The organism is Tabrizicola sp. TH137 (genome assembly GCF_002855575.1).
In the GTDB taxonomy this organism is placed as follows: domain Bacteria; phylum Pseudomonadota; class Alphaproteobacteria; order Rhodobacterales; family Rhodobacteraceae; genus Paragemmobacter.
This window is the reverse complement of sequence record NZ_PKRQ01000003.1, coordinates 473,082-499,767: the sequence shown is the minus strand read 5'-3', so window position 1 is coordinate 499,767 and position 26,686 is coordinate 473,082. Positions and strand designations below refer to the sequence as shown.

Annotated in this window: 26 protein-coding genes and 1 tRNA gene; 20 read left to right on the top strand and 7 right to left on the bottom strand. The window is 67.9% G+C overall.

What is annotated here, in order from left to right; translation table 11 throughout:
• Positions 1 to 84: 84 nt before the first annotated feature.
• The 6 genes from C0V75_RS12295 (at position 85) to C0V75_RS12270 (ending at position 6,981) form a co-directional block, all read left to right on the top strand.
• Positions 85 to 696 carry a LysE/ArgO family amino acid transporter gene (locus tag C0V75_RS12295; RefSeq protein WP_101921207.1) on the top strand — a complete coding sequence of 204 codons (612 nt, stop codon included), beginning with the start codon at positions 85 to 87 and terminating at the stop codon, positions 694 to 696.
• A gap of 43 nt (positions 697 to 739) precedes the next feature.
• Complete coding sequence (locus C0V75_RS12290; RefSeq protein ID WP_254216455.1) at positions 740 to 1,651, top strand: DMT family transporter; 912 nt, start codon at positions 740 to 742, stop codon at positions 1,649 to 1,651.
• A 120-nt stretch (positions 1,652 to 1,771) separates the two neighbouring features.
• Positions 1,772 to 5,146 (top strand): calcium-binding protein, encoded by a 3,375-nt coding sequence (locus C0V75_RS24100; protein ID WP_101921205.1) that lies wholly within the window; start codon positions 1,772 to 1,774, stop codon positions 5,144 to 5,146.
• Positions 5,147 to 5,200: 54 nt separating this feature from the next.
• A complete protein-coding gene (locus tag C0V75_RS12280) occupies positions 5,201 to 5,401 on the top strand; it encodes a hypothetical protein (protein WP_101921204.1) in 201 nt (66 codons plus the stop codon).
• A gap of 31 nt (positions 5,402 to 5,432) precedes the next feature.
• Positions 5,433 to 6,293 carry a DUF1989 domain-containing protein gene (locus C0V75_RS12275; RefSeq protein WP_101921203.1) on the top strand — a complete coding sequence of 287 codons (861 nt, stop codon included), beginning with the start codon at positions 5,433 to 5,435 and terminating at the stop codon, positions 6,291 to 6,293.
• The gene (locus tag C0V75_RS12270) at positions 6,283 to 6,981 is read left to right on the top strand and encodes a gamma-glutamylcyclotransferase (RefSeq protein ID WP_101921202.1); all 699 of its coding nucleotides are present in this window, start codon (positions 6,283 to 6,285) and stop codon (positions 6,979 to 6,981) included. The genes C0V75_RS12275 and C0V75_RS12270 overlap by 11 nt, the downstream gene beginning before the upstream one ends.
• On the opposite strand, the gene C0V75_RS12265 is transcribed toward C0V75_RS12270, so the two are convergent.
• The 3 genes from C0V75_RS12265 to C0V75_RS12255 form a co-directional block, all read right to left on the bottom strand.
• Complete coding sequence (locus C0V75_RS12265) at positions 6,963 to 7,898, bottom strand: NADP-dependent oxidoreductase (RefSeq protein ID WP_101921201.1); 936 nt, start codon at positions 7,896 to 7,898, stop codon at positions 6,963 to 6,965. The two genes, C0V75_RS12270 and C0V75_RS12265, sit on opposite strands and share 19 nt — an antisense overlap.
• 67 nt (positions 7,899 to 7,965) lie before the next feature.
• On the bottom strand, positions 7,966 to 8,676 hold the full coding sequence (gene deoD / locus C0V75_RS12260) for a purine-nucleoside phosphorylase (RefSeq protein ID WP_101921200.1): 711 nt from the start codon (positions 8,674 to 8,676) through the stop codon (positions 7,966 to 7,968).
• Positions 8,677 to 9,084: 408 nt separating this feature from the next.
• Entirely contained in the window at positions 9,085 to 11,052 is a 1,968-nt protein-coding gene (locus C0V75_RS12255) for a protein meaA (protein WP_101921199.1), read from the bottom strand.
• A 319-nt stretch (positions 11,053 to 11,371) separates the two neighbouring features.
• Between C0V75_RS12255 and C0V75_RS12250 the strand changes: the two genes are divergently transcribed.
• From C0V75_RS12250 to C0V75_RS12225, 6 genes are all read left to right on the top strand, one after another.
• Positions 11,372 to 11,689 (top strand): hypothetical protein, encoded by a 318-nt coding sequence (locus C0V75_RS12250; protein ID WP_101921198.1) that lies wholly within the window; start codon positions 11,372 to 11,374, stop codon positions 11,687 to 11,689.
• 40 nt (positions 11,690 to 11,729) lie between these two features.
• Positions 11,730 to 13,079: a 1-acyl-sn-glycerol-3-phosphate acyltransferase gene (locus tag C0V75_RS12245; protein WP_101921197.1), complete on the top strand. Its 1,350-nt coding sequence runs from the start codon at positions 11,730 to 11,732 to the stop codon at positions 13,077 to 13,079.
• 238 nt (positions 13,080 to 13,317) lie between these two features.
• Positions 13,318 to 14,610 carry a crotonyl-CoA carboxylase/reductase gene (ccrA, locus tag C0V75_RS12240; RefSeq protein WP_101921196.1) on the top strand — a complete coding sequence of 431 codons (1,293 nt, stop codon included), beginning with the start codon at positions 13,318 to 13,320 and terminating at the stop codon, positions 14,608 to 14,610.
• Positions 14,611 to 14,810: 200 nt separating this feature from the next.
• A complete protein-coding gene (locus C0V75_RS12235; RefSeq protein ID WP_254216454.1) occupies positions 14,811 to 15,005 on the top strand; it encodes a hypothetical protein in 195 nt (64 codons plus the stop codon).
• Between the two features lie 62 nt (positions 15,006 to 15,067).
• Positions 15,068 to 16,600: an ATP-dependent RecD-like DNA helicase gene (locus C0V75_RS12230; protein WP_371410681.1), complete on the top strand. Its 1,533-nt coding sequence runs from the start codon at positions 15,068 to 15,070 to the stop codon at positions 16,598 to 16,600.
• Positions 16,601 to 16,695: 95 nt separating this feature from the next.
• Positions 16,696 to 16,932, top strand: a complete 237-nt coding sequence (locus C0V75_RS12225) for an Lrp/AsnC family transcriptional regulator (RefSeq protein WP_101921194.1) — start codon at positions 16,696 to 16,698, stop codon at positions 16,930 to 16,932.
• A 110-nt stretch (positions 16,933 to 17,042) separates the two neighbouring features.
• Here the strand turns inward: C0V75_RS12225 and C0V75_RS12220 are convergent, their stop codons facing one another.
• Both C0V75_RS12220 and C0V75_RS12215 read right to left on the bottom strand, forming a co-directional pair.
• Entirely contained in the window at positions 17,043 to 18,104 is a 1,062-nt protein-coding gene (locus C0V75_RS12220; protein WP_101921193.1) for a quinone-dependent dihydroorotate dehydrogenase, read from the bottom strand.
• Positions 18,101 to 18,439 carry a DUF952 domain-containing protein gene (locus tag C0V75_RS12215; RefSeq protein WP_101921192.1) on the bottom strand — a complete coding sequence of 113 codons (339 nt, stop codon included), beginning with the start codon at positions 18,437 to 18,439 and terminating at the stop codon, positions 18,101 to 18,103. Before C0V75_RS12215 ends, C0V75_RS12220 begins: the two co-directional genes overlap by 4 nt.
• A 165-nt stretch (positions 18,440 to 18,604) precedes the next feature.
• On the opposite strand from C0V75_RS12215, the gene C0V75_RS12210 reads away from it, so the two are divergent.
• From C0V75_RS12210 to C0V75_RS12195, 4 genes are all read left to right on the top strand, one after another.
• Positions 18,605 to 20,203: a bifunctional UDP-sugar hydrolase/5'-nucleotidase gene (locus C0V75_RS12210; RefSeq protein ID WP_101921191.1), complete on the top strand. Its 1,599-nt coding sequence runs from the start codon at positions 18,605 to 18,607 to the stop codon at positions 20,201 to 20,203.
• Between the two features lie 70 nt (positions 20,204 to 20,273).
• Positions 20,274 to 20,924, top strand: coding sequence for an SOS response-associated peptidase (locus C0V75_RS12205; protein WP_101921190.1), 651 nt, complete (start codon positions 20,274 to 20,276; stop codon positions 20,922 to 20,924).
• Between the two features lie 562 nt (positions 20,925 to 21,486).
• Positions 21,487 to 21,560: transfer RNA gene (locus C0V75_RS12200), tRNA-Gly, on the top strand.
• Between the two features lie 128 nt (positions 21,561 to 21,688).
• A complete protein-coding gene (locus C0V75_RS12195; protein ID WP_216821447.1) occupies positions 21,689 to 22,516 on the top strand; it encodes a hypothetical protein in 828 nt (275 codons plus the stop codon).
• A gap of 98 nt (positions 22,517 to 22,614) precedes the next feature.
• Here the strand turns inward: C0V75_RS12195 and C0V75_RS12190 are convergent, their stop codons facing one another.
• Together C0V75_RS12190 and fabB are read right to left on the bottom strand one after the other, a co-directional pair.
• Positions 22,615 to 23,424: an enoyl-ACP reductase gene (locus C0V75_RS12190; RefSeq protein ID WP_101921188.1), complete on the bottom strand. Its 810-nt coding sequence runs from the start codon at positions 23,422 to 23,424 to the stop codon at positions 22,615 to 22,617.
• 42 nt (positions 23,425 to 23,466) lie between these two features.
• Positions 23,467 to 24,696 (bottom strand): beta-ketoacyl-ACP synthase I, encoded by a 1,230-nt coding sequence (gene fabB / locus C0V75_RS12185; protein WP_101921187.1) that lies wholly within the window; start codon positions 24,694 to 24,696, stop codon positions 23,467 to 23,469.
• A gap of 123 nt (positions 24,697 to 24,819) precedes the next feature.
• Here fabB and C0V75_RS12180 point away from each other — a divergent pair, with 123 nt between their 5' ends.
• The 4 genes from C0V75_RS12180 to C0V75_RS12165 are packed head-to-tail and all read left to right on the top strand — an operon-like array spanning position 24,820 to position 26,476.
• Positions 24,820 to 25,146 carry a helix-turn-helix transcriptional regulator gene (locus C0V75_RS12180; RefSeq protein ID WP_101921186.1) on the top strand — a complete coding sequence of 109 codons (327 nt, stop codon included), beginning with the start codon at positions 24,820 to 24,822 and terminating at the stop codon, positions 25,144 to 25,146.
• A gap of 10 nt (positions 25,147 to 25,156) precedes the next feature.
• Complete coding sequence (locus C0V75_RS12175) at positions 25,157 to 25,576, top strand: SRPBCC domain-containing protein (RefSeq protein WP_158241837.1); 420 nt, start codon at positions 25,157 to 25,159, stop codon at positions 25,574 to 25,576.
• Positions 25,566 to 26,105, top strand: coding sequence for a DUF4287 domain-containing protein (locus C0V75_RS24095; RefSeq protein WP_158241836.1), 540 nt, complete (start codon positions 25,566 to 25,568; stop codon positions 26,103 to 26,105). The genes C0V75_RS12175 and C0V75_RS24095 overlap by 11 nt, the downstream gene beginning before the upstream one ends.
• Positions 26,105 to 26,476 (top strand): GFA family protein, encoded by a 372-nt coding sequence (locus tag C0V75_RS12165; RefSeq protein ID WP_101921183.1) that lies wholly within the window; start codon positions 26,105 to 26,107, stop codon positions 26,474 to 26,476. Before C0V75_RS24095 ends, C0V75_RS12165 begins: the two co-directional genes overlap by 1 nt.
• The last annotated feature ends 210 nt before the right edge of the window (positions 26,477 to 26,686 follow it).

Sequence of the window (26,686 nt, the reverse complement as noted above, 5' to 3'; positions counted from 1 at the left end):
TTCTAATCTGGATGCAGGAAGATTAACTGGATTGATCCCTCTGCGGCGGGCTAGGTCAAGCCCGGGACGAGGCAGGAGGCGCGGATGACGGCGGGTGTTGCGGCGGGGGCGGGGTTTCTGGTGGCGATCAGCCTGATTGCGGCCATCGGGGCGCAGAATGCCTTTGTCCTGCGGCAGGGGATACGGCGCGAGCATGTGCTGGCGGTGGTGGCGACCTGCGCGCTGTCGGATGCGGTGCTGATTGCGGCGGGCGTGGGGGGATTTGGCCTTGTGTCGGGGGCGGTGCCCTGGCTGGCGGATGTGATGCTGTGGGGGGGCGTGGCCTTTCTGGTGGTCTATGGCGGGATGCGGTTCCGGGCGGCCTGGCGCGGGGGCGAGGCGCTGATGCCCGCGCCCGGGGGGGCGGCGCCTCTGGGCAAGGTGCTGGCGACCTGTCTGGTGCTGACCTGGGCCAATCCGCATGTCTATCTGGATACGGTGGTGTTGCTGGGGTCGATCAGCGCGCAATATGCGCCTTACGGGCTTGCCTTCGGCACGGGGGCGGCGCTGGGATCGCTGGTGTTCTTCAGCGCGCTGGGCTTTGGCGCGCGGCTGCTGGGGCCGGTCTTCGCGCGGCCGCGGGCCTGGGTCGTGCTGGAGGTGGTGGTGGGCTGCACGATGTGGGCGATTGCGGCGAAGCTGGCGCTGACGGCCTGAGGGGGCCTTGCGGGGGGCGCGCGGATCGGTTTCTGTGGCGCGCATGACGACTGCCCCCGCCGATCTTGGCCGCCCCGTGGAAGGGGTTCTGTGGATGCTGCTGACGGGGCTGTGCTTTGTCGCGGTGAACGGGATCGTGCGGCATCTGGGGACAGAGCTGCCTGCGGCGCAATCCGCCTTTGTGCGCTTTGCCTGGGGGGTGGTGTTTCTGGCGCCGAGCCTGTGGATGGTGGCGCGGAACGGGCTGCCTGCGGGAACGGCGCGGCTGTTCGGCTGGCGCGGGCTGGTGCATACGGCGGCGGTGGTGCTGTGGTTCTATGCGATGGCGCGTATCCCGATCGCCGAGGTGATTGCCATCGGCTATCTGAACCCGGTGGTGGTGACGATCGGGGCGGCGCTGTTCTTTGGCGAGGCGTTGAAGGCGCGGCGGATCGCGGCGGTGCTGGTGGCGCTGCTGGGCGCGATGATCGTGCTGCGCCCCGGGCTGCGCGAGGTGACGGAGGGGCATTGGGCGCAGCTTGGCGCGGCGGTGTTCTTCGCGGCCTCCTACCTTTATGCCAAGCGGTTGAGCCAGCTTGTCCCGGCGGGGACGGTGGTTGCGATGCTGTCGCTGACGGTGACGCTGGGGCTGCTACCGCTGGCGATCTGGGTCTGGGTGCCGATGAGCCTGGTGCAGCTTGGCTGGCTGGGGCTGGTGGCGGGCTTTGCCACGGCGGCGCATTACTGCATGACGCGGGCCTTTCGCGCGGCGCCTTTGGCGGTGACGCAGCCGGTGACCTTTCTACAACTGGTCTGGGGCACGATCCTGGGCGCGGCGCTGTTCGGCGAGGCGGTGGACCCCTGGGTGATCGCGGGCGGGGCGGTGATCATCGGGGCGATCAGCTATATCACCTGGCGCGAGACGGTGATCAAGCGGCGGCAGGTGACGCCGACGGATGGTGCGGCGACATTGTGACCCTTCGGGCGAATGCGCCGGGAATGCCGCCGCCCTGCCCGAATTCCCGAAGAAATCCCTAACCCTGCGGCGGCAGTCTGGCCCTGTCTGACTTGGGTGGGTCAGGGGGTGGGTCGGGATATGCTGGAATTCCTGCGGGTCGGGGTGACACTTGGCGCGCGCTTTGCGCAGCCTTTCACGCGCGGCGAGATGGGCCTGTCTGACGGGGCGGCGCCGGTGTTGCGGGTGTTCAATCCGGTGCTGAACGAGACGGTGACGTTGTCGGTCACGGCGACGGGCGCGACGGTCACGGGTCTGGCCCAGCAGGGGCGGCTGGCGCTGGAGGTGGGGGGGATGGCGGGCAGCCTGCCCGCCGATCTGATCGGCGCGGCGCGGGGCGAGGCCGGGCGGGCCTTTACCGGCCATCTGGCCCCGACCACGGCCTTGCAGGGGCAGGCGGTGGAGGTGATGGCGCTGGCGGCGGGGGGGCGGGACTGGCTGATCGCGGCGCGACCGGAGGGCAGCGGGGTGGAGGCCTTCCGCATCGGCGAGGGCGGGGCGCTGACGCGGGTCGCGGCGCTGGCGGATGCGCGCGACCTGCCGCTGGCGGGGGTGACGGCGCTGGCCGGGGCGGTGGTGGGGGGCGCAAGCCTTGTCTTTGCCGCCTCGGGCCGTGAGGACGGGATTGCCGTTCTGTCGCTGTCGCCTGCGGGCGGTCTGGCGCGGGTGGGACAGGCGGGCGTGGCGCAGGGCATTCCCATCGACACCCCGACCGCGCTGCGGGTGGTGGAGGCGCATGGCGCGTCATGGCTGATCGCGGGGGCGGCGGGGACATCGAGCTTGACCCTGTTCCGGATCGGGGCGGATGGCGCGCTGACGCCGACGGATCATGTCATCGACGGGCTGGCGACGCGCTTTGCCGGGGTGACGGTGCTGGAAACGGTGGCGCATGGCGGCTGGACCTTCGTGATTGCGGCGGGGGCGGATGCGGGGCTGTCGGTGCTGGCGCTGTTGCCGGGGGGGCGGCTGGTGCATCTGGCGACGCTGGCGGATCGGGCGGACCTGACGCTGGAGGGGATCACCGCGCTGCGGGGGGCGGTGGTGGGGGACCGGTTGCAGATCCTTGCCCTGTCGGGGGCGGAGGCGGGGCTGACACAGCTTTCTGTGCCGCTGGTGGGGCTGGGCGCGGTGGTGCAGGCCGGGGGGGCCGAGCGGGACGTGATCCTTGACCGGGCGGGAAGCGAGGTTCTGGCCGGGGGGGCGGGGGCGGATCTCTTCGTGATGCGGGCCGATGGGCGGCGCGATGTGATCGCGGATTTCGACCCGGCGCTGGACCGGATCGACCTGTCGGGCTGGACCTTCTTCCGGGGCGGGTGGCAATTGGCGATGCAGCCCGTGGCGACGGGGGCGATCCTGCGCTTTGGCGATGAGGAACTGGAGATCCGGACGGTTACGGGGCGGGGCCTGACGCTGGCCGAACTGCGCGGGATGGTGTTTTCCGAGATGGACCGGGTGGCCTTTGACGGGCTGACCCCGGTGCCGGAGGGGCCGGACTGGCGGCTGGAGGGCCAGTCGGGGCCGGACAGCCTGACGGGCGGGGCGGGGAATGACACGATCACGGGCGGGGAGGGGAATGACAGCCTGACGGGCGGCGCGGGGGCGGATGCGATCGACGGCGGGACCGGGAATGACCGGCTGGCCGGAGAGGCGGGGGCGGACAGCCTGCTGGGCGGGGCGGGGGCCGATACGCTGGACGGTGGGGAGGGGAATGACCGGCTGACTGGCGGCGAGGGCAATGACAGCCTGCGCGGCGGCGCCGGGCTGGACTGGCTGAGCGGGCTGGAGGGGGATGACCTGCTGTTCGGCGAGGCGGGTATTGACCGGCTTTGGGGCGGGGAGGGGCGCGATCTGCTGTGGGGCGGGGCGGAGTCGGACCGGCTGTGGGGCGGGGGCGGGGCGGACAGCCTGATGGGCGAGGCGGGGAATGACCGGCTGGAGGGTGGGTCGCTGGACGACCGGCTGGAGGGGGGCGATGGCAATGACACGCTGCTGGGCGGGACGGGGAAGGACCGGCTGCTGGGCGGGGCGGGGAATGACCGGCTGGAGGGGGAGGAGGAGGCCGATACCCTGCTGGGCGAGGCGGGGGCCGATCTACTGTATGGCGGGACGGGGGAGGACCAGCTTTTCGGGGGGACGGAGGGCGATCGGCTTTGGGGCGGGGCGGGGCGCGATGCCCTGTCGGGCGAGGCGGGGGATGATCTTCTGTATGGCGGGACCTGGGGCGACACGCTTGCGGGCGGGGAGGGCGCGGATTCGCTTTGGGGCGAGACGGGTGATGACAGTCTGACCGGAGGGGCCGGAAACGACCGGCTGGATGGCGGGGATGGCCGGGACAGCCTGCTGGGCGGCACTGGGGATGACAGCCTGATCGGCGGGACGGAGGCCGATCTGCTGTTTGGCGAGGCGGGCAACGATCTGCTGCGCGGAGGGACGGGGAATGACACGCTTTCGGGTGGTGACGGCGAGGATTCGCTTTGGGGCGAGGCCGGGAATGACAGCCTGCTGGGCGGTGTCGGGGCGGATCGGCTGGATGGTGGATCGGGGCGGGACAGCCTGCGCGGCGAGGCGGGGGAAGACCTGCTTTTCGGCGGGGCGGAGGGCGATCTGATCTGGGGCGGGACGGAGGCCGATACGATTGACGGCGGGTTTGCGGCGGATGGGCTGTTCGGGGAGGCGGGGGATGACCTGCTGCTGGGGGGCACGGGGAATGACACGCTTTCGGGAGGGGAGGGGAATGACCGGCTGGCGGGCGAGGCGGGCGCGGACAGCCTGTCGGGCGGCGGCGGGGCGGACCGGATCGAGGGCGGGACGGGCCATGATCTGTTGCAGGGCGATGGCGGGGAGGATGTGCTGTTCGGTGGCACGGGAAATGACAGCCTGTCGGGCGATGATGGCGATGATCTGCTGGAGGGCGGGGCGGGGCGCGACAGCCTGCGCGGTGGTGAGGGGAATGACCGGCTGGACGGTGGCGGGGACGGCGACATCCTGCTGGGCGGGGCGGGACTGGATCTGCTGCTGGGCGGGGCGGGGGCGGACCGGCTGATCGGGGAATGGGGGGATGATCTGATGCAGGGCGGGACGGGGAATGACACTCTGGAAGGAGGGGAGGGGGCGGATCGCCTGATGGGCGAGTCGGGGGCGGATCTGCTTTTCGGCGGGGCAGGGGCGGACCGGATTCAGGGCGGGGCGGGATCAGACTGGCTGACGGGCGGGGCCGGGGCCGATGTCTTTGTCTTTGCGCCGGGGGATCGCGGCGGGGTGGAGGTGATCCGCGACTTTCGGGCGGGCGAGGATCGGCTGGAATTCACGGGGCTGGCGGGTCTTGGGGCGCTGACCCTGCGCGATGTGGTCATTGGCGGGGTGCGGATGGCGGAGGTGGCGGGGGGCGGCCATGTGATCCGGCTGGAGGGGGTTCTTGTGGCGGGACTGGAGGCGGGGGATTTCCTGTTCCTGTGAGGGGCGGCGGCTGTGCCGTCTTGTCGTGGGGGCGGGGGAGTGGCAGGGAGGGGCATGCTGATCCTTGTGCCGATCCTTCTGATCTCTGTGCTGCTGGGCATGAATCTGATGCGCCGGGGGGTGACCCTGACGCGGGAGTGCCGCTGGCGGCTGGACCGGGCGGCGGCGGGCGGGCCGGTCTGGCGCTGTGCGGTTTGCGGGGCCACGCTGGGGGGCGCGGCGACGCCGCGCCATTGCCTGCGGGGGCCGGGCTGATAGGGTGGGCGGGCAGAGAGGTGCCGTTCCCATGAAACTGACCCGAGATCACGCCGCCCCGCCGGATGCCGAGGCCCGCAAGGGCATTTCCCTTGTCATCTGCTATCCGGTGGAAGGGCTGCCCCGCCCCGACATGGCGCCTTTCCGCGCCGCCCGCATCGGATGGGAGAGGGTGGCGGAGGTTCTTGTGCCTGCGCGCGAGGCGCGCTGTTTCGCGGTGCCTGCGGGACATTTCTTCCGCATCACCAGCGTCGAGGGGCCGCAGGTGGGAGACCTGAACCTGTGGGCGCAGGCCGATTTGCGCGAGCGGTTCTATTCCGGCAAGACGCGGGCGCTGCATGGCACGCATCTTTCGACGGGGGATCGGCTGTGGTCGGCCTTCCCCTTTCTGCGGCCCATGGCGACCATCACCGATGACACGCTGGACTGGTACGGGTTCGACGCATTCGGGGGCGCGGTGCATGACGTGATCGGCACGCGCTGTGATCCCTATACCCATAACCTGCTGAGCGCGGGCGGGCAGTATCACCATTGCTGCCATTCCAACCTGACCCGCGCGCTGGCCGACTGGACGGGTTTGCCGCTGCGCGAGGCGGAGGGGCATGTGCATGATGTGCTGAATGTCTTCATGTGCACGGGGTTCACGCGGGATACGGGGCAGTATTTCATGAAGGCCTCGCCGGTGCGCCCGGGGGACTATCTGGAGTTCTTTGCCGAGATCGACCTTGTGGGGGGGCTGTCGGCCTGTCCCGGCGGGGATTGTTCGGCGGAACATTCCTCGGACGCGGCGCGGTGTCATCCGCTGCTGGTGGAGGTGTTTCGGCCGGTGGCCCCGCCCGCGGGATGGGTCGCGCCTGCGGTGAACGGATATGACGGCAGCCATGGCCGCTAGGGCCCTGCACCTGACCGAGGCGCTGGTGGCGCGGGTGGAGCGGCAGGAGGCGGAACATCCCGGCGCGCGGGGGCTTCCCTATATCGCGGAAGAGGCCTTTGCCCGCCATGCGCAGCGCCTGCTGGCAGAGGCGGGGGAGGGGCCGGTCTGGACCTTTGCCTATGGGTCGCTGATCTGGAAACCGGCCTTCAAGGCGGCGGAGGCGGTGCCTTGCACGCTGCATGGCTGGCGGCGGTCCTTCTGCATCCATCTGGAAAGCTGGCGCGGGACGCCGGAGGAGCCGGGGCTGATGCTGGCCTTGGCGCGGGGCGGGAGTTGCCGGGGGATGGCCTATCGCCTGCCCGAGACGGGGCGCGCGGCGGCGATGGAGGCGCTGCTGCGGCGCGAGATCGGGTATGAGGTCGATCTGGCTTCGGTCCGCTGGTTGACGGTGCGGGGAGAGGCGGGGCCGTTCCGGGCGCTTGTGTTTTACGCGGCACCGCTGGACGGGGCGATTCAAGTGGACCTGCCGCTGGCCGAGCAGGCGCGGCGCATCGCGCGGGCGGCGGGGCATGTGGGAAGCTGCGCGGCCTATCTGCGCAATACCGTGCAGCATCTGGAGGAATTGGGTATCCGCGACCGATACCTCTGGCAGTTGCAGAGGATGGTCGCGGAAGAGATCGCCTCGCTTCAGGGCTGGCCGGTGTAGAGGACGATCTTGCCGGTGGTGCGGCCTGTTTCGCTGGCCTCATGCGCGCGGGCGGCATGGTCGAGGCGGTATTCGCCGCCGATGACGGGGCGGATCTTTCCTTCATCCACAAGCGTTGCCAGATCGCGCAGGATGGCGGCATTCGGGTCGATGAAGACGAAGCCCGCGCGTTTTCCTTCCGCTTCGGCGCGTTCGGGTTTCGGCGGCTGGGTGATGGAGACAAGGAAGCCGCCGGGTTTCAGCATGGCCCAGGACGCCTCTTGCGTGTCGCCGCCGATGGTGTCGAAGACGATGTCGAGATCGCGGGCGGCGGCGAAGGCGGCGGGGTCGCGGTAGTCGATCACCTCATCCGCGCCGAGGGAGCGGACGAAGGTGGATTTGGCGGCGGAGGCGGTGGCGGTGACATGGGCGCCTTTGGCTTTGGCAAGCTGGATGGCGATGGAGCCGACGCCGCCCGCGCCTGCATGGATCAGGACGCGCTGGCCGGGTTGCATCCCGGCGGAGGTGATGAGCGCCTCCCATGCGGTGATGGAGACGAGGGGGAGGGAGGCTGCCTCCACATGGCTGATGGTTGCGGGTTTCAGTGCCACTTCGGAGGCGCGGACGGCGATGTATTCGGCATAGCTGCCGTTGCGGCGGATGTCGGGGCGGGAATAGACGGCATCGCCGGGTTTGAAGGTGGTGACGTTGCTGCCCACGCTTTCCACGATCCCCGACACGTCCCAGCCGAGGGTGAGGGGCAGGGGGTGGTTCAGCATCTGGGCAAGGTAGCCGCGCCGGATTTTCCAATCCACCGGATTGACCGAGGCGGCGACGGTGCGGATGAGCAGATCGTCGGGGCCGATCTCGGGCATGGGCGCGTCTTCGACGCGGATCACCTCGGGGGTGCCATAGTCGTGGATGCGGGCGGCTTTCATCTTGCGGTCCTTTCAGGCGGTTGGACCGGGGAAGCTATGCCCGGCGCGGACCGGGCGATAGCCCCCCTCACGCAGGGGTGAAGGCCGCCTGAAGCGCGATGTCCACCATGTCGCCGAAGCTGCGTTCGCGCTGATCCGAGGGCAGCGCCTCATGCGTCAGGATATGGTCGGAGATGGTGAGGATGGCCAGGGCGCGGGCGCCGTGGCGGGCGGCGAGGGTGTAGAGTTCGGCCGCCTCCATCTCCACACACAGGCAGTTGTGGCGCTGGAGTTGATCGGAGAGGTCCTGCCGTTCGTCGTAGAAGGTATCGGAGGAATAGATGCCGCCGACATGGGTGGGGAGGTTGCGCGCCGTGGCGGCGGCATGGGCAGCGGCGAGAAGGCCGTAATCGGCGACGGGGGCGAAGTTCAGTTCCTTGAAGATCGAGCGGGAGGGGGAGCCGAGGGTCGTGGTGGCCTGCGCCAGCACGATGTCGCGGACCTTGATGTGAGGCTGCAAGGCCCCGGCCGAGCCGATGCGGATAAGGGTTTTCGCCCCGTAATCGCGGATCAACTCATTGGCGTAGATGGAGAGGGAGGGCATCCCCATGCCGGTGCCGTGGATGGTGACGCGCTGGCCCTTCCAGGTGCCGGTAAACCCCAGCATCCCGCGCACCTCGTTCACCAGAACGGGGTTTTCGAGGAAGGTCTGGGCGGCCCAGCGGGCGCGGTAGGGATCGCCGGGAAGAAGGACGGTTTCGGCGATGTCGCCGGGTTTCGCGCCGATATGGACGGTCATGGGGGCCTCTGTCTGATCTGGGGAGAGAGGCTAGACCATGGAAAAGGCGGGCGAAAGGCCTGCTCGTAGGGTGGTCGGTCTGGATTGGGGCAAGGTGGGGGCGTCTTGCCTTGCCTTGCGATGCGCGAATGGCCGAGTGCGCCTGCTGAGTGGCAGAGGCATCAGGCAGAATGCTGGTGCCTGGGGCGCCTTTTCGGGGCCGGGCGGAGCGTGAGGAGGTTTTGGTTTTTTTTTGAGTATTTGGGCCAAGATGAAGGGGCGCAGTTGGAGGCATGGCCGACGCCACGTAGGTCCTGCCACTTGGGGGCAATAGAGTGCCATTCGGCTGGGCCTGCGGTTCATGGGAAGGTTGGCCGCGCGCGGGGCGGTCGGCTCCGGCCCCGTCAGGGGAGGACGGTGGCGCGCGGCCTACTCCGCAGCGACGGCCTGCCGGTCCACCAGCCCCACGATATCCATCATGATGCGGTTCAACTCGAAATCCTTGGGCGTATAGACGGCGGCCACGCCCATGGCGCGCAGGCGGGTGGCGTCTTCTTCGGGGATGATGCCGCCGACGACCACGGGAATGTCGCCAAGGCCTGCGGCGCGCATCCTTTCCATCGTTTCGGAGATGAGGGGGATGTGGCTGCCGGACAGGATCGAGAGGCCCACGACATGCGCCTCTTGATCGGCCGCTGCCGCGACGATTTCGGCGGGGGTCAGGCGGATGCCTTCGTAATGGATATCCATGCCGCAATCGCGGGCGCGGGCGGCGATCTGTTCGGCCCCGTTGGAATGGCCGTCAAGGCCGGGCTTGCCGACGAGGAACTTGAGCTGGCGGCCGAGCTTGGTGCTGACTTGCGCCACCGCGTCGCGGATCGGTTCCAGCCCTTCGGTGCGGTTCGAAGGGTTGCGCGAGACGCCGGTGGGGGCGCGGTATTCGCCAAAGGCGCTGCGGACGACGGCACCCCATTCGCCGGTGGTGGCACCTGCCTTGGCGGCGGCGATGGAGGCGGGCATGACGTTCTGTCCCGTGGCGCAGGCCTGACGCAGCGCGTCGAGGGCGGCCTTGACCTTGGCCTCGTCGCGGGTGGCGCGCCACTGGTTGAGGCGGTCGATCTGGTCGGCCTCGGCCTGCGGGTCGGCCACCATGATGGAGCCGTCGCCTGCGGTGAGGGGCGAGGGTGCGGCCTCGGTCCAGCGGTTGACGCCGACGACGGTGGTTTCCTTCGTTTCGATCTTTGCGAGGCGTTCGGAGTTCGATTCGACCAGACGGCCCTTCATGTATTCGATGGCGGCAACGGCGCCACCCATCGCGTCGATCGTGGCGAGTTCGGCGCGGGCGCCGTCTTTCAACTCGGCGACCTTGCGGTCCACGGCGGGGTTGCCGTCGAAGAGATCGTCATATTCCAGAAGGTCGGTTTCATAGGCGAGGATCTGCTGCATCCGGAGCGACCATTGCTGATCCCAGGGGCGGGGCAGACCCAGCGCCTCGTTCCAGGCGGGCAATTGCACGGCGCGGGCGCGGGCCTTTTTCGACAGGGTGACGGCCAGCATCTCGATCAGGATGCGATAGACGTTGTTTTCCGGCTGTTGTTCCGTGAGGCCGAGCGAATTGACCTGCACGCCATAGCGGAAGCGGCGGTATTTCGGATCGGTCACGCCGTAGCGGGTTTCGCAGATTTCATCCCAGAGATCGACGAAAGCGCGCATCTTGCACATTTCGGTGACAAAACGGATGCCGGCATTCACGAAGAAGGAGATGCGGCCGACCATGTTGGGGAAATCCTCGGGCGCGACCTTGGTTTTCAGGTCGTCCAGCACGGCGCAGGCGGTGGCAAGGGCGAAGGCGAGTTCCTGTTCCGGCGTCGCGCCCGCCTCTTGCAGGTGGTAGGAGCAGACGTTCATCGGGTTCCATTTCGGCAGATGTTTCTGCGTATAGGCCGCGACGTCGGTGATCATGCGGAGCGAGGGTTTCGGCGGGCAGATATAGGTGCCGCGCGAGAGATATTCCTTGATGATGTCGTTCTGGACGGTGCCTTGCAGGGCGGCGATATCGGCCCCCTGTTCCTCGGCCACGGCGATATAGAGCGCGAGGAGCCAGGGCGCGGTGGCGTTGATCGTCATCGAGGTGTTCATCTGTTCGAGCGGGATCTGGTCGAACAGGGTGCGCATGTCGCCCAGATGGGCGACGGGGACGCCGACCTTGCCCACTTCGCCGCGCGAGAGTTCGTGGTCGCTGTCATAGCCCGTCTGGGTGGGCAGGTCGAAGGCGACGGAGAGACCCGTCTGCCCCTTGGACAGGTTGGTGCGGTAAAGCGCATTGGAGGCCCGCGCGGTGGAATGCCCGGCATAGGTGCGGAAGAGCCAAGGGGACTCTTTCTGCTTCTGGGTCATGGGGGCCTCCTGCGGCGGTTCGGCAATATTATTTCGCGATGACCTCAATAGAGGACAGAATCATTCAATGTCAATTCGCCGCGTTGCGGCATTCCGCGGCGCGGCGGGGGGAGGAGGCGGATTCTGACGCAAAATCCGCGCCGGAATTTGGCGCAAATTCCGGATGGAGGCGTGGCGCTGCGGAGGAAGGCGATTTCTGTGTCAGACTTCGCCCTTTGTCCCACCTCTTAACAAGGACCCCGGCACTCCCTATATTGTTCGGGAAGGCCCCTGCCGGGGATCCGGCATCAACAAGGGGGGCCGAGGGTCGAAGGACCTGATGACGATGCGCAACTCTCTTGCGCTTGCTGCCCTCTCTCTGACGCTGGCTGTTCCGGCCATGGCGCAGGAACGGTCGGTTCAGATCGTGAATGAATCCGGCTTTACCATCACGAATTTCTACGCCTCCACCCTTGGGGCGGCGGATTGGCAGGAAGATGTGCTGGGCGGGCAGGCCGTCGGCACGGGCCAGAGTGCCGTGGTGAACTTTGCCGATACCGGGGAATGCACCTACAGCTTCCGCGCCGTCTTTGATGATGGCGATGAGGCCGTGCAGGATATCGACGTCTGTTCCGTCACCTCTGTCACCTACAACTGATCGCTTGTCGGGTGCTGGCCTGGCCCGATAGCCTGTGCCCATGACGGGGACGGTGGAACTTCCGCTATGGCTTGTGGTGCTGGTGCTGGTCCTTGCGGCGGTGGCCGCGCTGGACCGCATCCTTGCGCCATCCGTGCGCTGGTTCTTTCGCCGCCGGATGGAGCGGGCGGTGGCCCGGCTGAACGAGCGGCTGGAGCGGCCCATCGCGCCCTTCAAGCTTGCGCAGCGGCATGACATGATCCTGCGGCTGGCCTATGACCCGCAGGTGATGCAGGCCGTGGCAGAGCATGCGGCCGAGGCGGGCGTGCCGCCCACGGTGGCGATGCAGGAGGCGCGGGACTATGCGCGCGAGATCGTGCCCGCCTTTTCGGCCACCATGTATTTCGGCTTTGCCGTGCAGGTGGCGCGCTGGCTGACGCGGAAGTTCTATCGCGTGCGGATCGGGCGGATCGACCCGGCGCTGGAGCGGGTGGACGGGCGTGCCACGGTTGTCTTCGTGATGAACCATCGCAGCAATATGGATTACGTGCTGGTGACATGGCTGATCGCGGATCGGTCGGCGATTTCCTATGCGGTGGGGGAATGGGCGCGGGTCTGGCCTTTGTCGCGGCTGATCCGGGGGATGGGGGCCTATTTCATCAGGCGCGGGTCGCGCAACGCGCTCTATCGCCGGGTGCTGGCGCGCTATGTCCAGATGTCGGCGCAGGAGGGGGTGGCGCAGGCGATTTTTCCCGAAGGCGGGCTGTCGCTGGATGGGCGGGTGGGGGCGGCGAAGCTGGGCCTTCTGTCCTATTTCGTGAGCGGCCATGACCCAGCGGGGCGGGATATCCTGTTTGTGCCGGTGGGGCTGGCCTATGACCGGGTGCTGGAGGACCGGTTGCTGACCGAGGCCGGGCGGACAGGTGTGCGGCGGTTCCGGCCAAGCGCGACGGGGGTGGTGGCCTTCGTCTTTCGCATGGGGTGGCGGGCGCTGCGGGGGAACTTTCCCGGCTTTGGCGCGACGGCGGCGGGATTCGGGGCGCCGGTGTCGCTGCGGGCCTTCATGGAGGGCCGCGCGGGGGATGTGACCGAGGCGCTGGGGGCGGAGTTGATGGCGCGGGTGGCGCGGGCGGTGCCGATCCTGCCCGTGCCGCTGGTCGCGGCGGCGCTGGAGGCGGGGGTGGACAGTCGCGCGGCGCTGCTGGCGGAGGTGACGCGGCTGGTCGAGGCGCTGGCCGCGAAGGATGCGGTGTTGCGGCTGCATCCTCAGGGGGTGGAGGCAACGCTGGACGAGGCGCTGCTGCATATGCAGCGGCGGGGGTTGGTGGGGGCGGACCTGCGCCTGGCCCCGGAGAAGCGGGGGCTGGTGGCCTTTTACGCGGCCTCGGTCCGGCAGCGGCTGGACCTTTGAAACCGCGTCCCGGGCCTGAGCCGGCATCTGATTTCGTGCGGGAGGAGGCTCCGGGTCAGGCCCGGGGCGGGCTTCCTTGATCCATCTTTCGCCTGGATGGGGTGGTGCCGCGATGCGGCGGACATAAAATTACAAAAATTCCACCCCCTCTATTGCAAAGTTGCGCGGCCATCCTCTATCAGTGACCCAAGGGCGCCGATTCTGCGGCGCGGCATCGGGTTATCAGGGAGGCCGGAGGATGGCTTTGGACACGCAGCAGCACGTCGTCGCCTATGACGCACCGAAGAAGGACCTCTATGAGATCGGCGAGATGCCGCCCCTCGGCCATGTGCCGAAGCAGATGTATGGCTGGGTGATCCGGCGGGAACGGCACGGGAAGCCGGATACGGCGATGCAGCTTGAGGTGGTCGATACCTGGAAGATCGACAGCCATGAGGTGCTTGTCCTCGTGATGGCGGCGGGGGTGAATTACAACGGCGTCTGGGCCTGTCTGGGCGAGCCTGTCAGCGTCTTTGACGGCCACAAGCAGCCCTATGCGGTGCTGGGATCGGATGCGGCGGGCATCGTCTGGGCGGTGGGCGACAAGGTCACGCGCTGGAAGGTGGGCGATGAGGTCGTGATCCATTGCAACCAGGATGATGGCGATGACGAGGAGTGCAACGGCGGCGATCCGATGTTCTCGCCCACGCAGCGCATCTGGGGATATGAGACGCATGACGGGTCTTTCTGCCAGTTCACGCGGGTGCAGGCGCAGCAGTTGATGCCGCGGCCCAAGCACCTGACCTGGGAGGAAAGCGCTTGCTATACGCTGACGCTGGCCACGGCCTACCGGATGCTGTTCGGGCATCATCCGCATGACCTGAAGCCCGGTCAGAACGTGCTGGTCTGGGGTGCTTCGGGGGGCCTTGGGTCCTATGCGATCCAGTTGATCAACACGGCGGGGGCGAATGCGATCGGGGTGATTTCCGACGAGAGCAAGCGCGACTTCGTGATGGGGCTGGGCGCGAAGGGCGTGATCAACCGCAATGACTTCAAATGCTGGGGGCAACTGCCCAAGGTCAACAGCCCGGAATACAATGACTGGCTGAAAGAGGCGCGGCGCTTTGGCAAGGCGATCTGGGACATCACCGGCAAGGGCGTGAATGTGGACATGGTGTTCGAGCATCCGGGCGAGGCGACCTTCCCGGTGTCGTCGCTGGTCTGCAAGAAGGGCGGCATGGTGGTGATCTGTGCCGGAACGACCGGGTTCAACTGCACCTTTGACGTGCGCTACATGTGGATGCATCAGAAGCGGTTGCAGGGCAGCCATTTCGCGCATCTGAAGCAGGCGAGTGCCGCCAACAAGCTTATGGTGGAGCGGCGGCTGGACCCTTGCATGTCGGAGGTCTTTCCCTGGGCCGAGATTCCGCAGGCCCATATGAAGATGCTGAAGAACCAGCATCTTCCGGGCAATATGGCGGTGCTGGTGCAGGCGCCGCGGCCGGGGCTGCGGACCTTTGAGGATACGCTGGAGGCGTCGCGGGGATTGTGATCCACCGGCGCAGGGTCTTGCGAGGGGCGCGTCGGGCGAGGGCCGGGCGCGCCCCTTTGCGTTGCGCGGCCGGTGCCCGCCTTGCGGGGGGCGCGGGACGGGGGGCGGCAGGCGTTTCGGCGCGGGAAACGCTGTGTCGCGCAGCCTTCGGATAATGGTGCGGGCGGGGGGGTGCTATCCTTGGGCGCGGGGCGTCAAGGGTGCGGGTTTCCCCCATGGGGCATGACTGGGTGATCGAGGTGTTGCAGGATCTGGCGGATTACGCCGAGCGCAACGGACTGCCCCGGCTGGCGCGGAAGGCGGCGGAGACGCTGCTTGTGGCGCAGCAGGAGATCGGCGAGGCGGCGGAGGATGACCCGCCCGAGGATAGCGGCGGGATGACCCCGGTGCATTGAGCGGGGAAGGGGATCGGTCCGAACGGGGCGATGGCCCCTCGCATCTTTTCCGGCGCGCCCTTATGGTCGCGCGCATGACCGTTCCCGTGACCCTGTCCGATGACCAGGCCGAAGCCTTCGACCGTGTGGCGGCGGAGCTTTTCGCCAATGGAATCGACCTGACGGCGGGGGAATTGACGCCGCGCGCGGAGGGGAAGCCCTCGGTTCTGGCGGTGGTGGGCAAGGCCGGATCGGGCAAGACGATGCTGCTGGCCGGGCTGACCAAGGCGCTGGTATCGGCGGGGGTGGAGGTGATTTCCGGCGATTATGAGGGGCGGCGGCGGAAGGATCGCCGGACGCTGGCCATCCTTGCCCCGACGAACAAGGCGGCGAGCGTGCTGCGCCTGCGCGGGGTGCCTGCGACGACGATCCATCGCATCCTTTATACCCCCGTCTATGACCCGGAATATGAGCGCATCGCCGAATGGCTGACCGGGCAGGGCGAGCGGCCGGTGGTGGAGGGGATGACGGACCTCGCGCTGGAGCGGGCCTTTGCCTTTTATCAACAGGTGGCCTCGGTTCCCGGCGCGCTGGCGGCGGCGGGGTTGAAGGGTTCGGACTTCATCAAGGGATGGAAGCGGCGGGAAGAGCCGCTGGATGTGGGGTTCATCGACGAATCCTCGATGCTGGATGAACGGCAGTTGGAGGATTTGCGCGAGATCTTTCCGACGCTGGTCCTGTTTGGCGATCCGGCGCAATTGGCCCCGGTCGGGCTGTCGGGGGAGATGGTCTTCGACCGGCTGCCGGCGACGCGGCGGCTGGTGCTGAACCGCATCCATCGGCAGGCGGAGGACAGCCCGATCCTCGATCTGGCCCATGCCTTGGGCGATGAGGGGCTGCGGTTCGAGCAGTTCGAGCGGATGGTGGAGGATGCCGCGCGGGCCGATGACCGGGTGGTGATGGCGGAGCGGGTGGATGCCGACATGATGGCGCGATCCCCCGTGCTGGTCTGGCGGAATGCGACGCGCATCCGGCTGATCCATGCCTTCCGGGGGGCGTTCGGCGCGCCGGAGGATGAGCTTTTGCCGGGGGAGCCGCTGATCTGCGACGGGATCGAACTGCCGCTGAAGCATCGCAAGAAGCGGATCGACCTGGAGGCGCGGGGGCTGATCAAGGGGGCGCAGGTGATCTATCTGGGCCCGGGGTCCAAGCCCGGTTTCGCCAAGCTGCATGTGGTGGGGGCGGAGGAGCCGCAGGTTTCGGCGGCCTCGATCATCAAGATCGAGAAGCCGGAGGAGGAGGAGCCCTTCATCCCCTCGGCCGCCACGATGGGCGCGGCCTTCCTGCATGGGGCGGCGGTGACGATCCACAAGGCGCAAGGCAGCCAGTGGGAGGATGTGCAGGTCTTTGCGCCGGATATCTATGCCGCAGCCCAGGCGGGGCGGAGCGAGGCGGGGGTGCCCTTGTGGAAGCGGCTGGCCTATGTGGCGATCACCCGGGCCTCGCACCGGCTGTTCTGGGTGACGCGCTATCGTCTGGCGCGGCCGCAGGGGGCGCTGTCGGTGGCCGATCTGCGCAAGGGGCCTGCGGCGCTGGCGCTGAGCGGCGAGGAGTGAACAAGTTCTTTCGAAGGAATTTGCAATTTTCTTCGAAGAAAATTGTTTCCGGCGGGCGGGTTGGATAGGCTCTGCGCAAGATCAGGAGGCCCAAGATGCGCTGCGTTTTCGTCCAGTTCCGCTGCACCCCCGGCAAGACCTATGAGGTGGCCACGGCCATCTATGACCGCGAGGTGGTGAGCGAGCTTTATTCCACCAGCGGCGAATATGACCTGATCGCAAAGGTCTATATCCCGGAGGAGGAGGATGTGGGGCAGTATCTGTCGTCCCGGCTGTTCGACATTCCGGGGATCGTGCGGACGCTGACGACGATGACCTTCAAGGCGTTCTGAGGGCCTGATCGCGCGCCTTGCCGGTGGCGTTGCAAGGGGGCTTTGCGCCCCCTCGCCGCCTTTGGCGGCTCACCCCCGCAGAGTATTTTCCGCCAAGATGAAGGGCAGGGTCAGAGCCAGCGGTCGCGGCCGGTGCCAGTGGCATCGGTGACGCGGGCGAAGCCGTTCCGGGCGGCCAGCGCGTCGAGGCCTTGGGCGATGCGGGGGATGAGGGAGAGGCCTTCATAAACCATGGCGGTGTAGATTTGCACGGCGGTCGCCCCGGCGCGGATCTTTTCCCAGGCCTGTTCGGGCGTGGCGATGCCACCCACGCCGATGAGGGGAAGCTTGCCTTCGGTGAGTTGCGAAAGGCGGGCGAGGGTGCGGGTGGATTTCTCGAAGAGCGGCGCGCCGGAGAGGCCGCCGGTTTCGGCGCGATGCGGGCTGCGCAGGCCATCGCGCGAGAGGGTGGTGTTGGTGGCGATGATGCCGGAAATGCCTGCGGCGAGGGCGACGTCAGCGATTTCCGCAAGATCGGTTTCGGTCAGGTCGGGGGCGATCTTGAGGAAGACGGGGATGGGTGTGGCGAGGGCGGCGCGGGTTTCCATCACCCCCGCAAGGAGGGCGGCGAGGGCGGCGCGGCCTTGCAGATCGCGGAGTTTTTCGGTGTTGGGCGAGGAGACGTTGACGGTGGCGAAGTCCACATGCGGGCCGCAGCGGCGCAGCACGGTGGCGAAATCGGCGGCGCGGTCGGCGCTGTCCTTGTTGGCGCCGAGATTGAGGCCGACGGGGACGGGGCCGCGCTGGCGGGCGGCGAGGCGGGTGGCGATGGCCTCCATCCCGTCATTGTTGAAGCCGAAGCGGTTGATGGCGGCGCGGTCCTCGGTCAGGCGGAAGAGGCGGGGCTTGGGATTGCCTTGCTGCGGGCGGGGGGTGGCGGCGCCGACCTCGACAAAGCCGAAACCGGCGCGGGTGAGGGGCGCGGTGGCGGTGGCGTTCTTGTCATAGCCTGCGGCGAGGCCCACGGGATTGGGCAGATCGAGACCGGCCAGCCGGGTGGCGAGGCGGGGCGAGGTGACCGGGCCGGGAAGGGGGGCGAGGCCGGATTGCAGCGCCTTGATCGACAGCCCATGGGCCACCTCGGGATCGAGGCGGTGGAGAAGGCCGAGGGCGGCGCGCTCGACCAGGGTCACCAGACGCCTTCGGGGAAAATATGGCCGGTTGCGCCGAGGGGGAGGGACTTGTCCCAGATCACTTCGGACAGCTTGAGCTTGCGGTAGAGATGGGGGAAGAGCGCGCCGCCGCGCGAGGCTTCCCATTTCAGGGCGGGGCCGAGCGTTTCGGCATTGAAGGCGACGAGGACGAGGTCGCTTTCGGTGCCGAAGTGACGGGCGGCCGTTTCGGCGACCTGTGCGGCGGTGGAGAAATGGATGAAGCCGTCGGTCACGTCGATGGGGGCGCCGGTGGTCTCACCTGCGGCGCGGAAGGCATCCCATTCGGGGCGGCGGAAGATCTTGTAGATCAGCATGGCCGGTTCATGCACCGCGCCGGGTTTGCGGTCAATGGTGCGCGGATTTCGGGCGGGTGGGCGTGTTGTCGCGCGGCGGGAACGGGGTGCCGTCGGGTCAGGTTTGACAGGGCGGCTGACGCGAGGGCAGGCTGGCAGCATTCCATCAGAAGAGGAGCATCTGCGATGCGGGGCATTTTCCTTTCCACCTCGGCCATTCTGGCGCTGTCGGCGGGGCAGGCGGCGGCGGAGTACAGCCTGCATGTATTGCATATCAACGACTTCCACAGCCGGATCGAGGCGATCAGCGGATCGGATTCCACCTGTTCGGCCGAGGATGCGGCGGAGAATGCCTGTTTCGGCGGGGCGGCGCGGCTGGCCACGAAAATCCGCGAGCTTCGCGACGGGCTGGTGGCGGCGGGCGAGAACGTGATCGTCCTGGATGCGGGGGACCAGTTCCAGGGGAGCCTGATGTACACCACCTATAAGGGGGCGGTGGAGGCCGAGATGATGGAGGCCATCGGCTTTGACGCGATGGCGGTGGGCAATCACGAATTCGACGACGGGCCGGAGGGCTTTGCCGCCTTTCTGGACAAGGTGACCTTTCCCGTCCTGTCGGGGAATATCGACGTGAGCCAGTCCAATGTGCTGGCCGGGCGGGTGCAGAACCATGTCGTTCTGGAGGTCGGGGGGGAGCGGATCGGCATCGTCTCGGCCCTGGCGATGGACACGCCGGAAACATCGAGCCCCGGAGAAAGCGTGATCTTTCAGGATGATATCGAAAGCCTGAAGGCGGATGTCGCGGCGCTGGAGGCGGAAGGGGTGACGAAGATCCTGGCGCTGACCCATGTCGGGCTGCACCGGGACCTGGAGATCGCGGCGGCGGTGCCGGGGATCGACGCGGTGGTGGGCGGCCATTCACATAGTTTCCTGTCGGCCAGCGACCCCGAGCGGGACGGGCCCTATCCGACCTGGGTGACGCGGGGGGAGAATGACCTTGTGCCGGTGGTGCAGGCCTATGCCTATTCGAAATATGTCGGGCATCTGGAACTGACTTTCGATGATGCGGGCAGGCTGATCTATGCGGGCGGGGATACGATCCTGCTGGATGCCTCGGTCCTGCCGGACCCGGCGCTGGAGGCGCGGATCAAGGAACTGGCGGGGCCGATCGAGGAATTGAAGACGCGGGTCGTGGCCGAGGCGGCGGCGCCCATCGACGGGGCGCGTGAGACCTGCCGCGCCGGGGAATGCGCGATGGGGAACCTTGTGGCCGAGGCGATGCTGGATCGCGTTGCGGATCAAGGGGTTACCATCGCCATCACCAATGGCGGCGGGCTGCGGGCCAGCATCGACGCGGGGCCGGTGACGATGGGCGAAGTGCTGACGGTGCTGCCCTTCCAGAACACGCTTTCGACCTTTGAGGTGACGGGGGAGGTGATCGTCGCGGCGCTGGAGAACGGGGTGAGCCAGATCGAGGACGAGGCGGGGCGGTTTCCGCAGGTGGCGGGGATGAAATACAGCTTCGACCCTGCGGCAGCGGCGGGGGCGCGGGTGTCGGAGGTGATGGTGCAGGCGGGCGGGGACTGGGTGCCGATCGACCCGGCGGCCACATACAAGGTGGTGTCGAACAATTATGTGCGCGGCGGCGGGGATGGCTATGGCATGTTCCGCGCGGCTGCGAATGCCTATGATTTCGGCCCCGATCTGGCCGATGTGACGGCGGAATACCTTGCGAAAAATCTGCCATATCAGCCCTTTACGGATGGCCGGATCACACGGAAATAGGCATGGCTGAAAGGCCGCCCCGATGCCGGGGCGGCCTTTCCTTTCGGGCTGGCGGGGATAGGATGGGGGGATGTGCGGGCGTTTTACCATCACCCATCCGGACGAGGCGATTGCGCGGCTGTTTGATGCCGTGATCGGGAATGATCTGCCGCCCGTTCCGCGGTTCAATATCTGCCCCACCACGCCGGTCGCGGTGGTGACCTCGGAGGGGGGCGCGCGGCGGCTGCGAGCGATGCGCTGGGGGTTCATCCCGCAGTGGTACAAGGCCCCGAATGACGGGCCGCTGATCATCAATGCGCGGTCGGATACGGTGGCCACGAAGCCCGCCTTCCGCGAGGCGGTGCGGGCGCGGCGCTGCATCGTGCCTGCCTCTGGCTTCTATGAATGGCAGGAGGTGGAGGGGCGGAAATTGCCCTGGTATTTCAGGCGGATGGATGGCGAGCCCATGGCCTTTGCCGGCATCTGGCAGCGCTGGGGGGAGATGGATACGGTCGCCATCGTCTCGACCGAGGCGGGACCGGGGATGGCGGGGCTGCATCACCGCGAGGCGGTGGTGCTGGAGCGGGGGGACTGGCCGCTCTGGCTGGGCGAGGCGGGGCATGGGGCGGCGGTGCTGATGAAGCCCTCGGCCGAGGGGGTGTTGACCTGCCATCGGGTGGATGTGCGGGTGAATTCCAACCGGGCCGAGGGGCCGGAGTTGATCGAACCCGTAAGTGCCTGAGAACGCCGGGTTTACAATGGGATTTCGGGGATTTCGGGGATTTCGGCTGTGCCGGATATTGTGCCGTCTTCTGTGCAGCAAACTGTGGTCACGCGCGGTGGATTTGCCGGGCGTTAAGGTTAACGCGAATCGGAGGGGTGGCGGGGTGAACCCCGTCCTACGGGGTGGTTTGTTTTGGGATGGGGGTGCCGGGTGAATGTTGCGCCGTCTTGGGGGGCGGGGGTGTGGCGGGGAGACCCCCGCCCTTCGGGTGGTGGCTTGGCGGTTTGATTGGGAGGGGGGCGGGTGAGTGTTGTGGCACCTTGGGGGGAGGCGGGGTGAACCCCGCCCTACGGGGGTGGCTTGGCGGTTTGATGGGGGATGAGGGCCGGGTGAGTGTTGCGGCACCTTGGGGGGCGGGGGGCGTGGCGGGGTGAACCCCGCCGTAAAGGTGTGGCTTGGCGGTTTGGCCCTGGACGGGGGCCGGGTGAGGGGCGCGCCACTTGGGGGTGTTTGTCGCGGGCGGTGCAGGGGCGGACACGGGTTGCATCGGCCGGGCGGGATGGGTAGAAGATGCCACGACGCGGGCGTTGTGTAATGGTAAGACCCCTGCCTTCCAAGCAGGAGACGCGGGTTCGATTCCCGCCGCCCGCTCCAAGCCTCCCCTTTTTCAGGTTGAACCGGATCGCCCGCGCGCGGTGGCCAGGAAAATTACCGTGATCGGGCGTCGGAAGCGGGCGGGTCGGGCGTATATCCTGCGAACCGCAGCGGAGGGTAGGATGCGCATGGATGACCACGGGAAGCACGAAGCGGATCAGCCCGAGGGGCTGAGGGCAGATCTGCCGCGGCTGATCGGTAGGCGGGGGCTGCTGGCCGGGCTGGTGGGGGGCGGCGCGGCGCTGGCCTTTCTGGCCGGGCGCGGCGGGGCCGAAGTGACGGGCATCGGGCCGGATGGCGCGCAATGCGTGGCCCTGCCTGCCGAAACGCCGGGGCCTTTCCCCGCCGATGGGACGAATGTGCGGGAGGGTCAGGTGGTGAATATCCTGACCGAGGCGGGGGTGATCCGCGAGGATATCCGTGCCTCCATCGGGGGGATGACGCCGGTGGCGGCGGGGGTGCCGCTGCGGCTGGACCTGCGGCTGGTGGATGTGGCGCGGGGCTGTGCGCCGCTGCCGGGACATGCGGTCTATCTCTGGCAATGCGATGCGGCGGGGGTCTATTCGATCTATGGCGCGCCGGACCGGAACTATCTGCGCGGGGTCGCGGTCAGCGATGGGGCGGGCCGGGTGCGGATGGTGACGGTGATGCCGGGGACCTATCCGGGGCGCTGGCCGCATTTGCATTTCGAGGTCTTTGCCAGTGCCGCCGCGGCGGTGGATGGGGGGGCGGCGCTGCTGACCTCGCAATTCGCCTTGCCGGAGGAGGCCTGTCGCGTGGCCTATGCCGCCGATGCGGCCTATGCGGCCAGCCGGGCGGCGCTGGAGGGGGTGCGGCTTGACCGGGACGGCATCTTCCGCAACGGGACGGCGGCGGAGCGGGCGGCGCAGATGCTGCGCGTGACGGGGGATGCGTCGGGTTTTGTTGGCCGGGGCGAGGTGGGGCTGGTGGTCTGATCCCTTGGGGCGGGCCGGGCCGGGGTTGGGTTGGCCCTGCCGGTGGTGACGTGCGACAGACGGGAGGCGCGGTAGGGCGGGGTGGACCCCGCCACCGGTTACCCCTTGTCGGCGGGGCCGCCGAGATTGTCCTGCTGGGGCATGCCCAGCACATGGTAGCCGCCATCGACATGGACGACTTCGCCGGTGGTGAAGCAGCCGTAATCGGAGGCCAGCCAGACGGCGGTGCCGCCGACGGCCTCCAGCGTCGCGTTGGAGCGCAGGGGGGCATTCGCCTCGGTATGGCGGTAGGTGGCGCGGGCGCCGCCGATGGCGGCCCCGGCCAGCGTCTTCATCGGGCCGGGGGAGACGGCGTTGACGCGGATCTTCTGGGGGCCGAGGTCATTGGCGAGATAGCGGACAGAGCTTTCCAGCGCGGCCTTGGCCACGCCCATCACGTTGTAATTGGGCGTGACGCGGTTCGATCCGCCATAGGTGAGGGTGAGGAGCGTGCCGCCTTCGGGCATCAGCTCTGCCGCGCGGCGCGAGACGTCGATGAAGCTGTAGCAGGAGATGGCGAGGGAGTTGGTGAAATTGCCGCGCGTCGTGTTGATGAAGCGGCCGGTGAGTTCGTTCTTGTCGGAATAAGCGATGGCGTGGACGAGGAAATCCATCCTTCCCCAACGCTCCTTCAGCGCGGCGAAGCAGGCATCGAGGCTGTCGTCATTCGTCACGTCCACATCGACGAGGAAATCGGAGCCGACGGAGGCGGCGAGGGGGGCGACGCGTTTGCCGAAGGCCTCTCCCTGATAGGAAAAGGCGAGTTCGGCGCCTTCGCGGGCCATCGCGGCGGCGATGCCCCAGGCGATGGAGCGTTCGTTCGCCACGCCCATGATGAGGCCGCGCTTGCCGGTCATCAGATCAGCCATGTCCCTGTCCCCTTTACACGTGGTTGCCGGTTCGTCCGCCGGTCAGCCGAGATACTTGCTCATGACGAGGGTGGCGTTGGTGCCGCCGAAGCCGAAGCTGTTGGAGAGCACGGAGTCGATCGCCACGCCGTCGCGCATCGTCGTCACGATTTCGGAAGGGTCGAGCGCGGGGTCAAGGGTGGTGACATTGGCGGAGGCCGCGATGAAATTGCCGTTCATCATGAGGAGGGAATAGATCGCCTCATGCACGCCGGTTGCGCCGAGGGAGTGGCCGGTGAGGGATTTGGTCGAGGCGACGGGGGGCGTGGAGCCCTTGCCGAAGACGCGGCGGATCGCCTCCATCTCGGTCACGTCGCCGACCGGGGTGCTGGTGCCGTGGGAGTTGATGTAGTCGATCTTGCGGCCCTGCGGCAGGGTGGAGAGGGCCAGCCGCATGGAGCGTTCGCCGCCTTCGCCGGAGGGGGCGACCATGTCATGGCCGTCGGAGGTGGCGCCGTAGCCGGTGACTTCGGCATAGATCTTGGCGCCGCGCGCGAGGGCGTGGTTGAGTTCTTCTAGAACGACAACGCCGCCGCCGCCGGCGATGACGAAGCCGTCGCGGGTGGCGTCATAGGTGCGCGAGGCGGTTTCGGGGGCGTCGTTGTATTTCGAGGACATGGCCCCCATGGCGTCGAAGAGGCAGGACAGCGTCCAGTCCAGTTCCTCGCCGCCGCCGGCGAAGACGATGTCCTGCTTGCCCCATTGGATGAGTTCCGCGCCGTTGCCGATGCAATGGGCGGAGGTGGAGCAGGCGGAGGTGATGGAGTAGTTGACGCCCTTGATCTTGAAGGGCGTGGCAAGGCAGGCGGAGGTGGTGGAGGACATGCCCTTGGTCACGCCGAAGGGGCCGATCCGTTTGGGCGAGCCGGTTTCGCGGACGATGTTATGGGCCTTGAAGAAGCTTTTGGTCGAGGGGCCGCCGGAGCCGACGATGATGCCGGTGCGTTCGTTGGAAATCTCCGCCTCGGTCAGGCCGGAATCCTTGACGGCCTGATCCATGGCGATGAAGTTATAGGCCGCGCCATCGCCCATGAAGCGCAGGTCGCGCTTGTCGATATAGTCTTCCAGCACGATGTTGGGCTGGCCGTGGACCTGGGAGCGGAAGCCGCGCTCGGCATATTCGGGGGCGAAGACGATGCCGGACTTGCCGGCGCGGAGGGAGGCTTCCACCTCGGCGGCGGAATTGCCGATGGGCGAGACGATGCCGATCCCGGTGATGACGACGCGGCGCATGGAGCCTCCCGTATCCTGTATCCTTGGGTTGTCCTTAAGGGAGAGGGGGGAAAGGGGCAAGGGGATTGGGTCCGGGGTTGATTATCATAGGTGATCGCCTATGATTTGAAACGGAGGTGCCCCATGAGCCGAGTCTCGCCCGATCAGGACCCGTTCCGCGCCATTGCCGATGCCAATCGGCGGCGGATGCTGGATCACATGTTGGCGGGGGAGCGGACGGTGGGGGAGTTGGCGGGGCTTCTGGGCATCGCGCAGCCGTCGGTGTCGCAGCATATGGCGGTGCTGCGGCTGGCCGGGCTGGTGGAGGAGCGCGCCGAGGGGCGGCGGACCTTCTATTCCGTGCGCGCGGACGAGTTGCGCGGGGTGGCGGAGTGGATCGCGAAATACGAGGTCTTCTGGGGCGAGCGGCTGGATGCGCTGGAGGCGCATCTGGCCCGGCAGCGGCAATAGGGGAAAGGGAATGCGGGATATCGTCGTGGTGCGCGAGGTGGCCTATCCCCGCGAGATGGTCTGGGCCGCGCTGACCGATAGTCGGCAGCTTGGGGCGTGGCTGATGCCGAATGACTTTGCGCCGCATATTGGGCATCGCTTCACCTTTCGCACGAAGCCCGCGCCGGGGTTCGACGGGGTGGTGCGCTGCGAGGTGCTGGAGTTGCGCGCGCCGGAGCGTGTGGCGTTTACATGGGTCGGCGGGCCGCTGGAGACGGTGGTGAGTTTCGATCTGGAGGCGGTGGCAAGGGGCACGCGGATCACGCTTCGTCATGCGGGATTTGACGGGGCGGGGAACCTGTTGCCGCGGGTGGTGCTGGGGTTCGGGTGGCGGTCGCTGCTGGCAAAGAAGCTGGTGGTGCATCTGGCGGGGGTGGGGCATGGCGCTTGATCCGGAGGCGATGGACGCGGCGGTGCTGCGGGGGCTGGAGGCCAAGACGGGGCGGGGGTTGGAGGCCTGGCGCGCGGCGCTGGAGGCGGCGGGGCCTTTCGCGCGCCCTGCCGATGCGGTGGGCTGGCTGAAGGCGGAAGGAATGGGCCATGTGACGGCGCAGGTGGTGGTGCGGGCCTTGCGGCCGCCTGCCGCGGGGCCGACGGTGGAGGGCGTGCTGGGCAGAGAGGGGGCGGAGGCGTTTGCTGCGCTGGTGGCACGGCTGGAGGGGCTGATGCCGGGGCTGCGGGTCGGGGTGCGGCAGGGTTACGTGACGCTTGGGACGCGGACGCAGTTCGCGGTGGCAATGCGGGCGCGGGGCGGGCCGGGGCTGTGGCTGGGGTTGGTGGCGCAGGCGGAGGGCGGCGCGCTGCCGCCGGCGCCCGCGATGGGGGGCAGCGGGCGGTTCCGGTTCCTGCTGGAGGTGCCGGACCTTGGCGCAGTCGGGGAAGCAGTCGTCCATCTGCGGGCGGCGGCGGGAGGAGCTTGATGGACCTTGTGACAGGGGGGTGTCTCTGCGGGGCGGTGCGGGTGGTGGCGGAAGGGCCGCCGCTGCGGGTGGGGGTCTGCCATTGCCTGGACTGCCGCAAGCATCATGGGGCGGTGTTCCATGCCTCGGCGGTTTATGCGGAGGGGCGGGTGGTGGTGACGGGGGAGGTGGCGGAGTATCGCGGGCGGTGCTTCTGCCCGGTCTGCGGTTCGTCGGTCTTTTCGCGCAGCCCCGGCGAGGTGGAGGTGCATCTGGGCGCGTTGGATGAGGTTGGTCGGTTCGTGCCGACCTATGAGCTCTGGACGGTGCGGCGGGAGGGGTGGTTGCCGGAGTTTGCGGGGATGGTGGGGTTCAAGGGGGATCGGGGGTGAGGGGGCATCCTGCGGTGTTGGTGGTTTTTTCGGGGGGTGTTGCGTGCGAGCACGCACCCTACGGGATGAGGGGTTGGGGGAGGCCGACTGCCCGACCCCGGCGAAGTGGGGTCAGGATGCGTGCTTTCACGCATCCTTCGGGCTTGGTTGGTTCTGTGGGGTGGTGCGTGCGCGCACGCACCCTACGGGCCTGGGTCTTTGCGGTAAGGC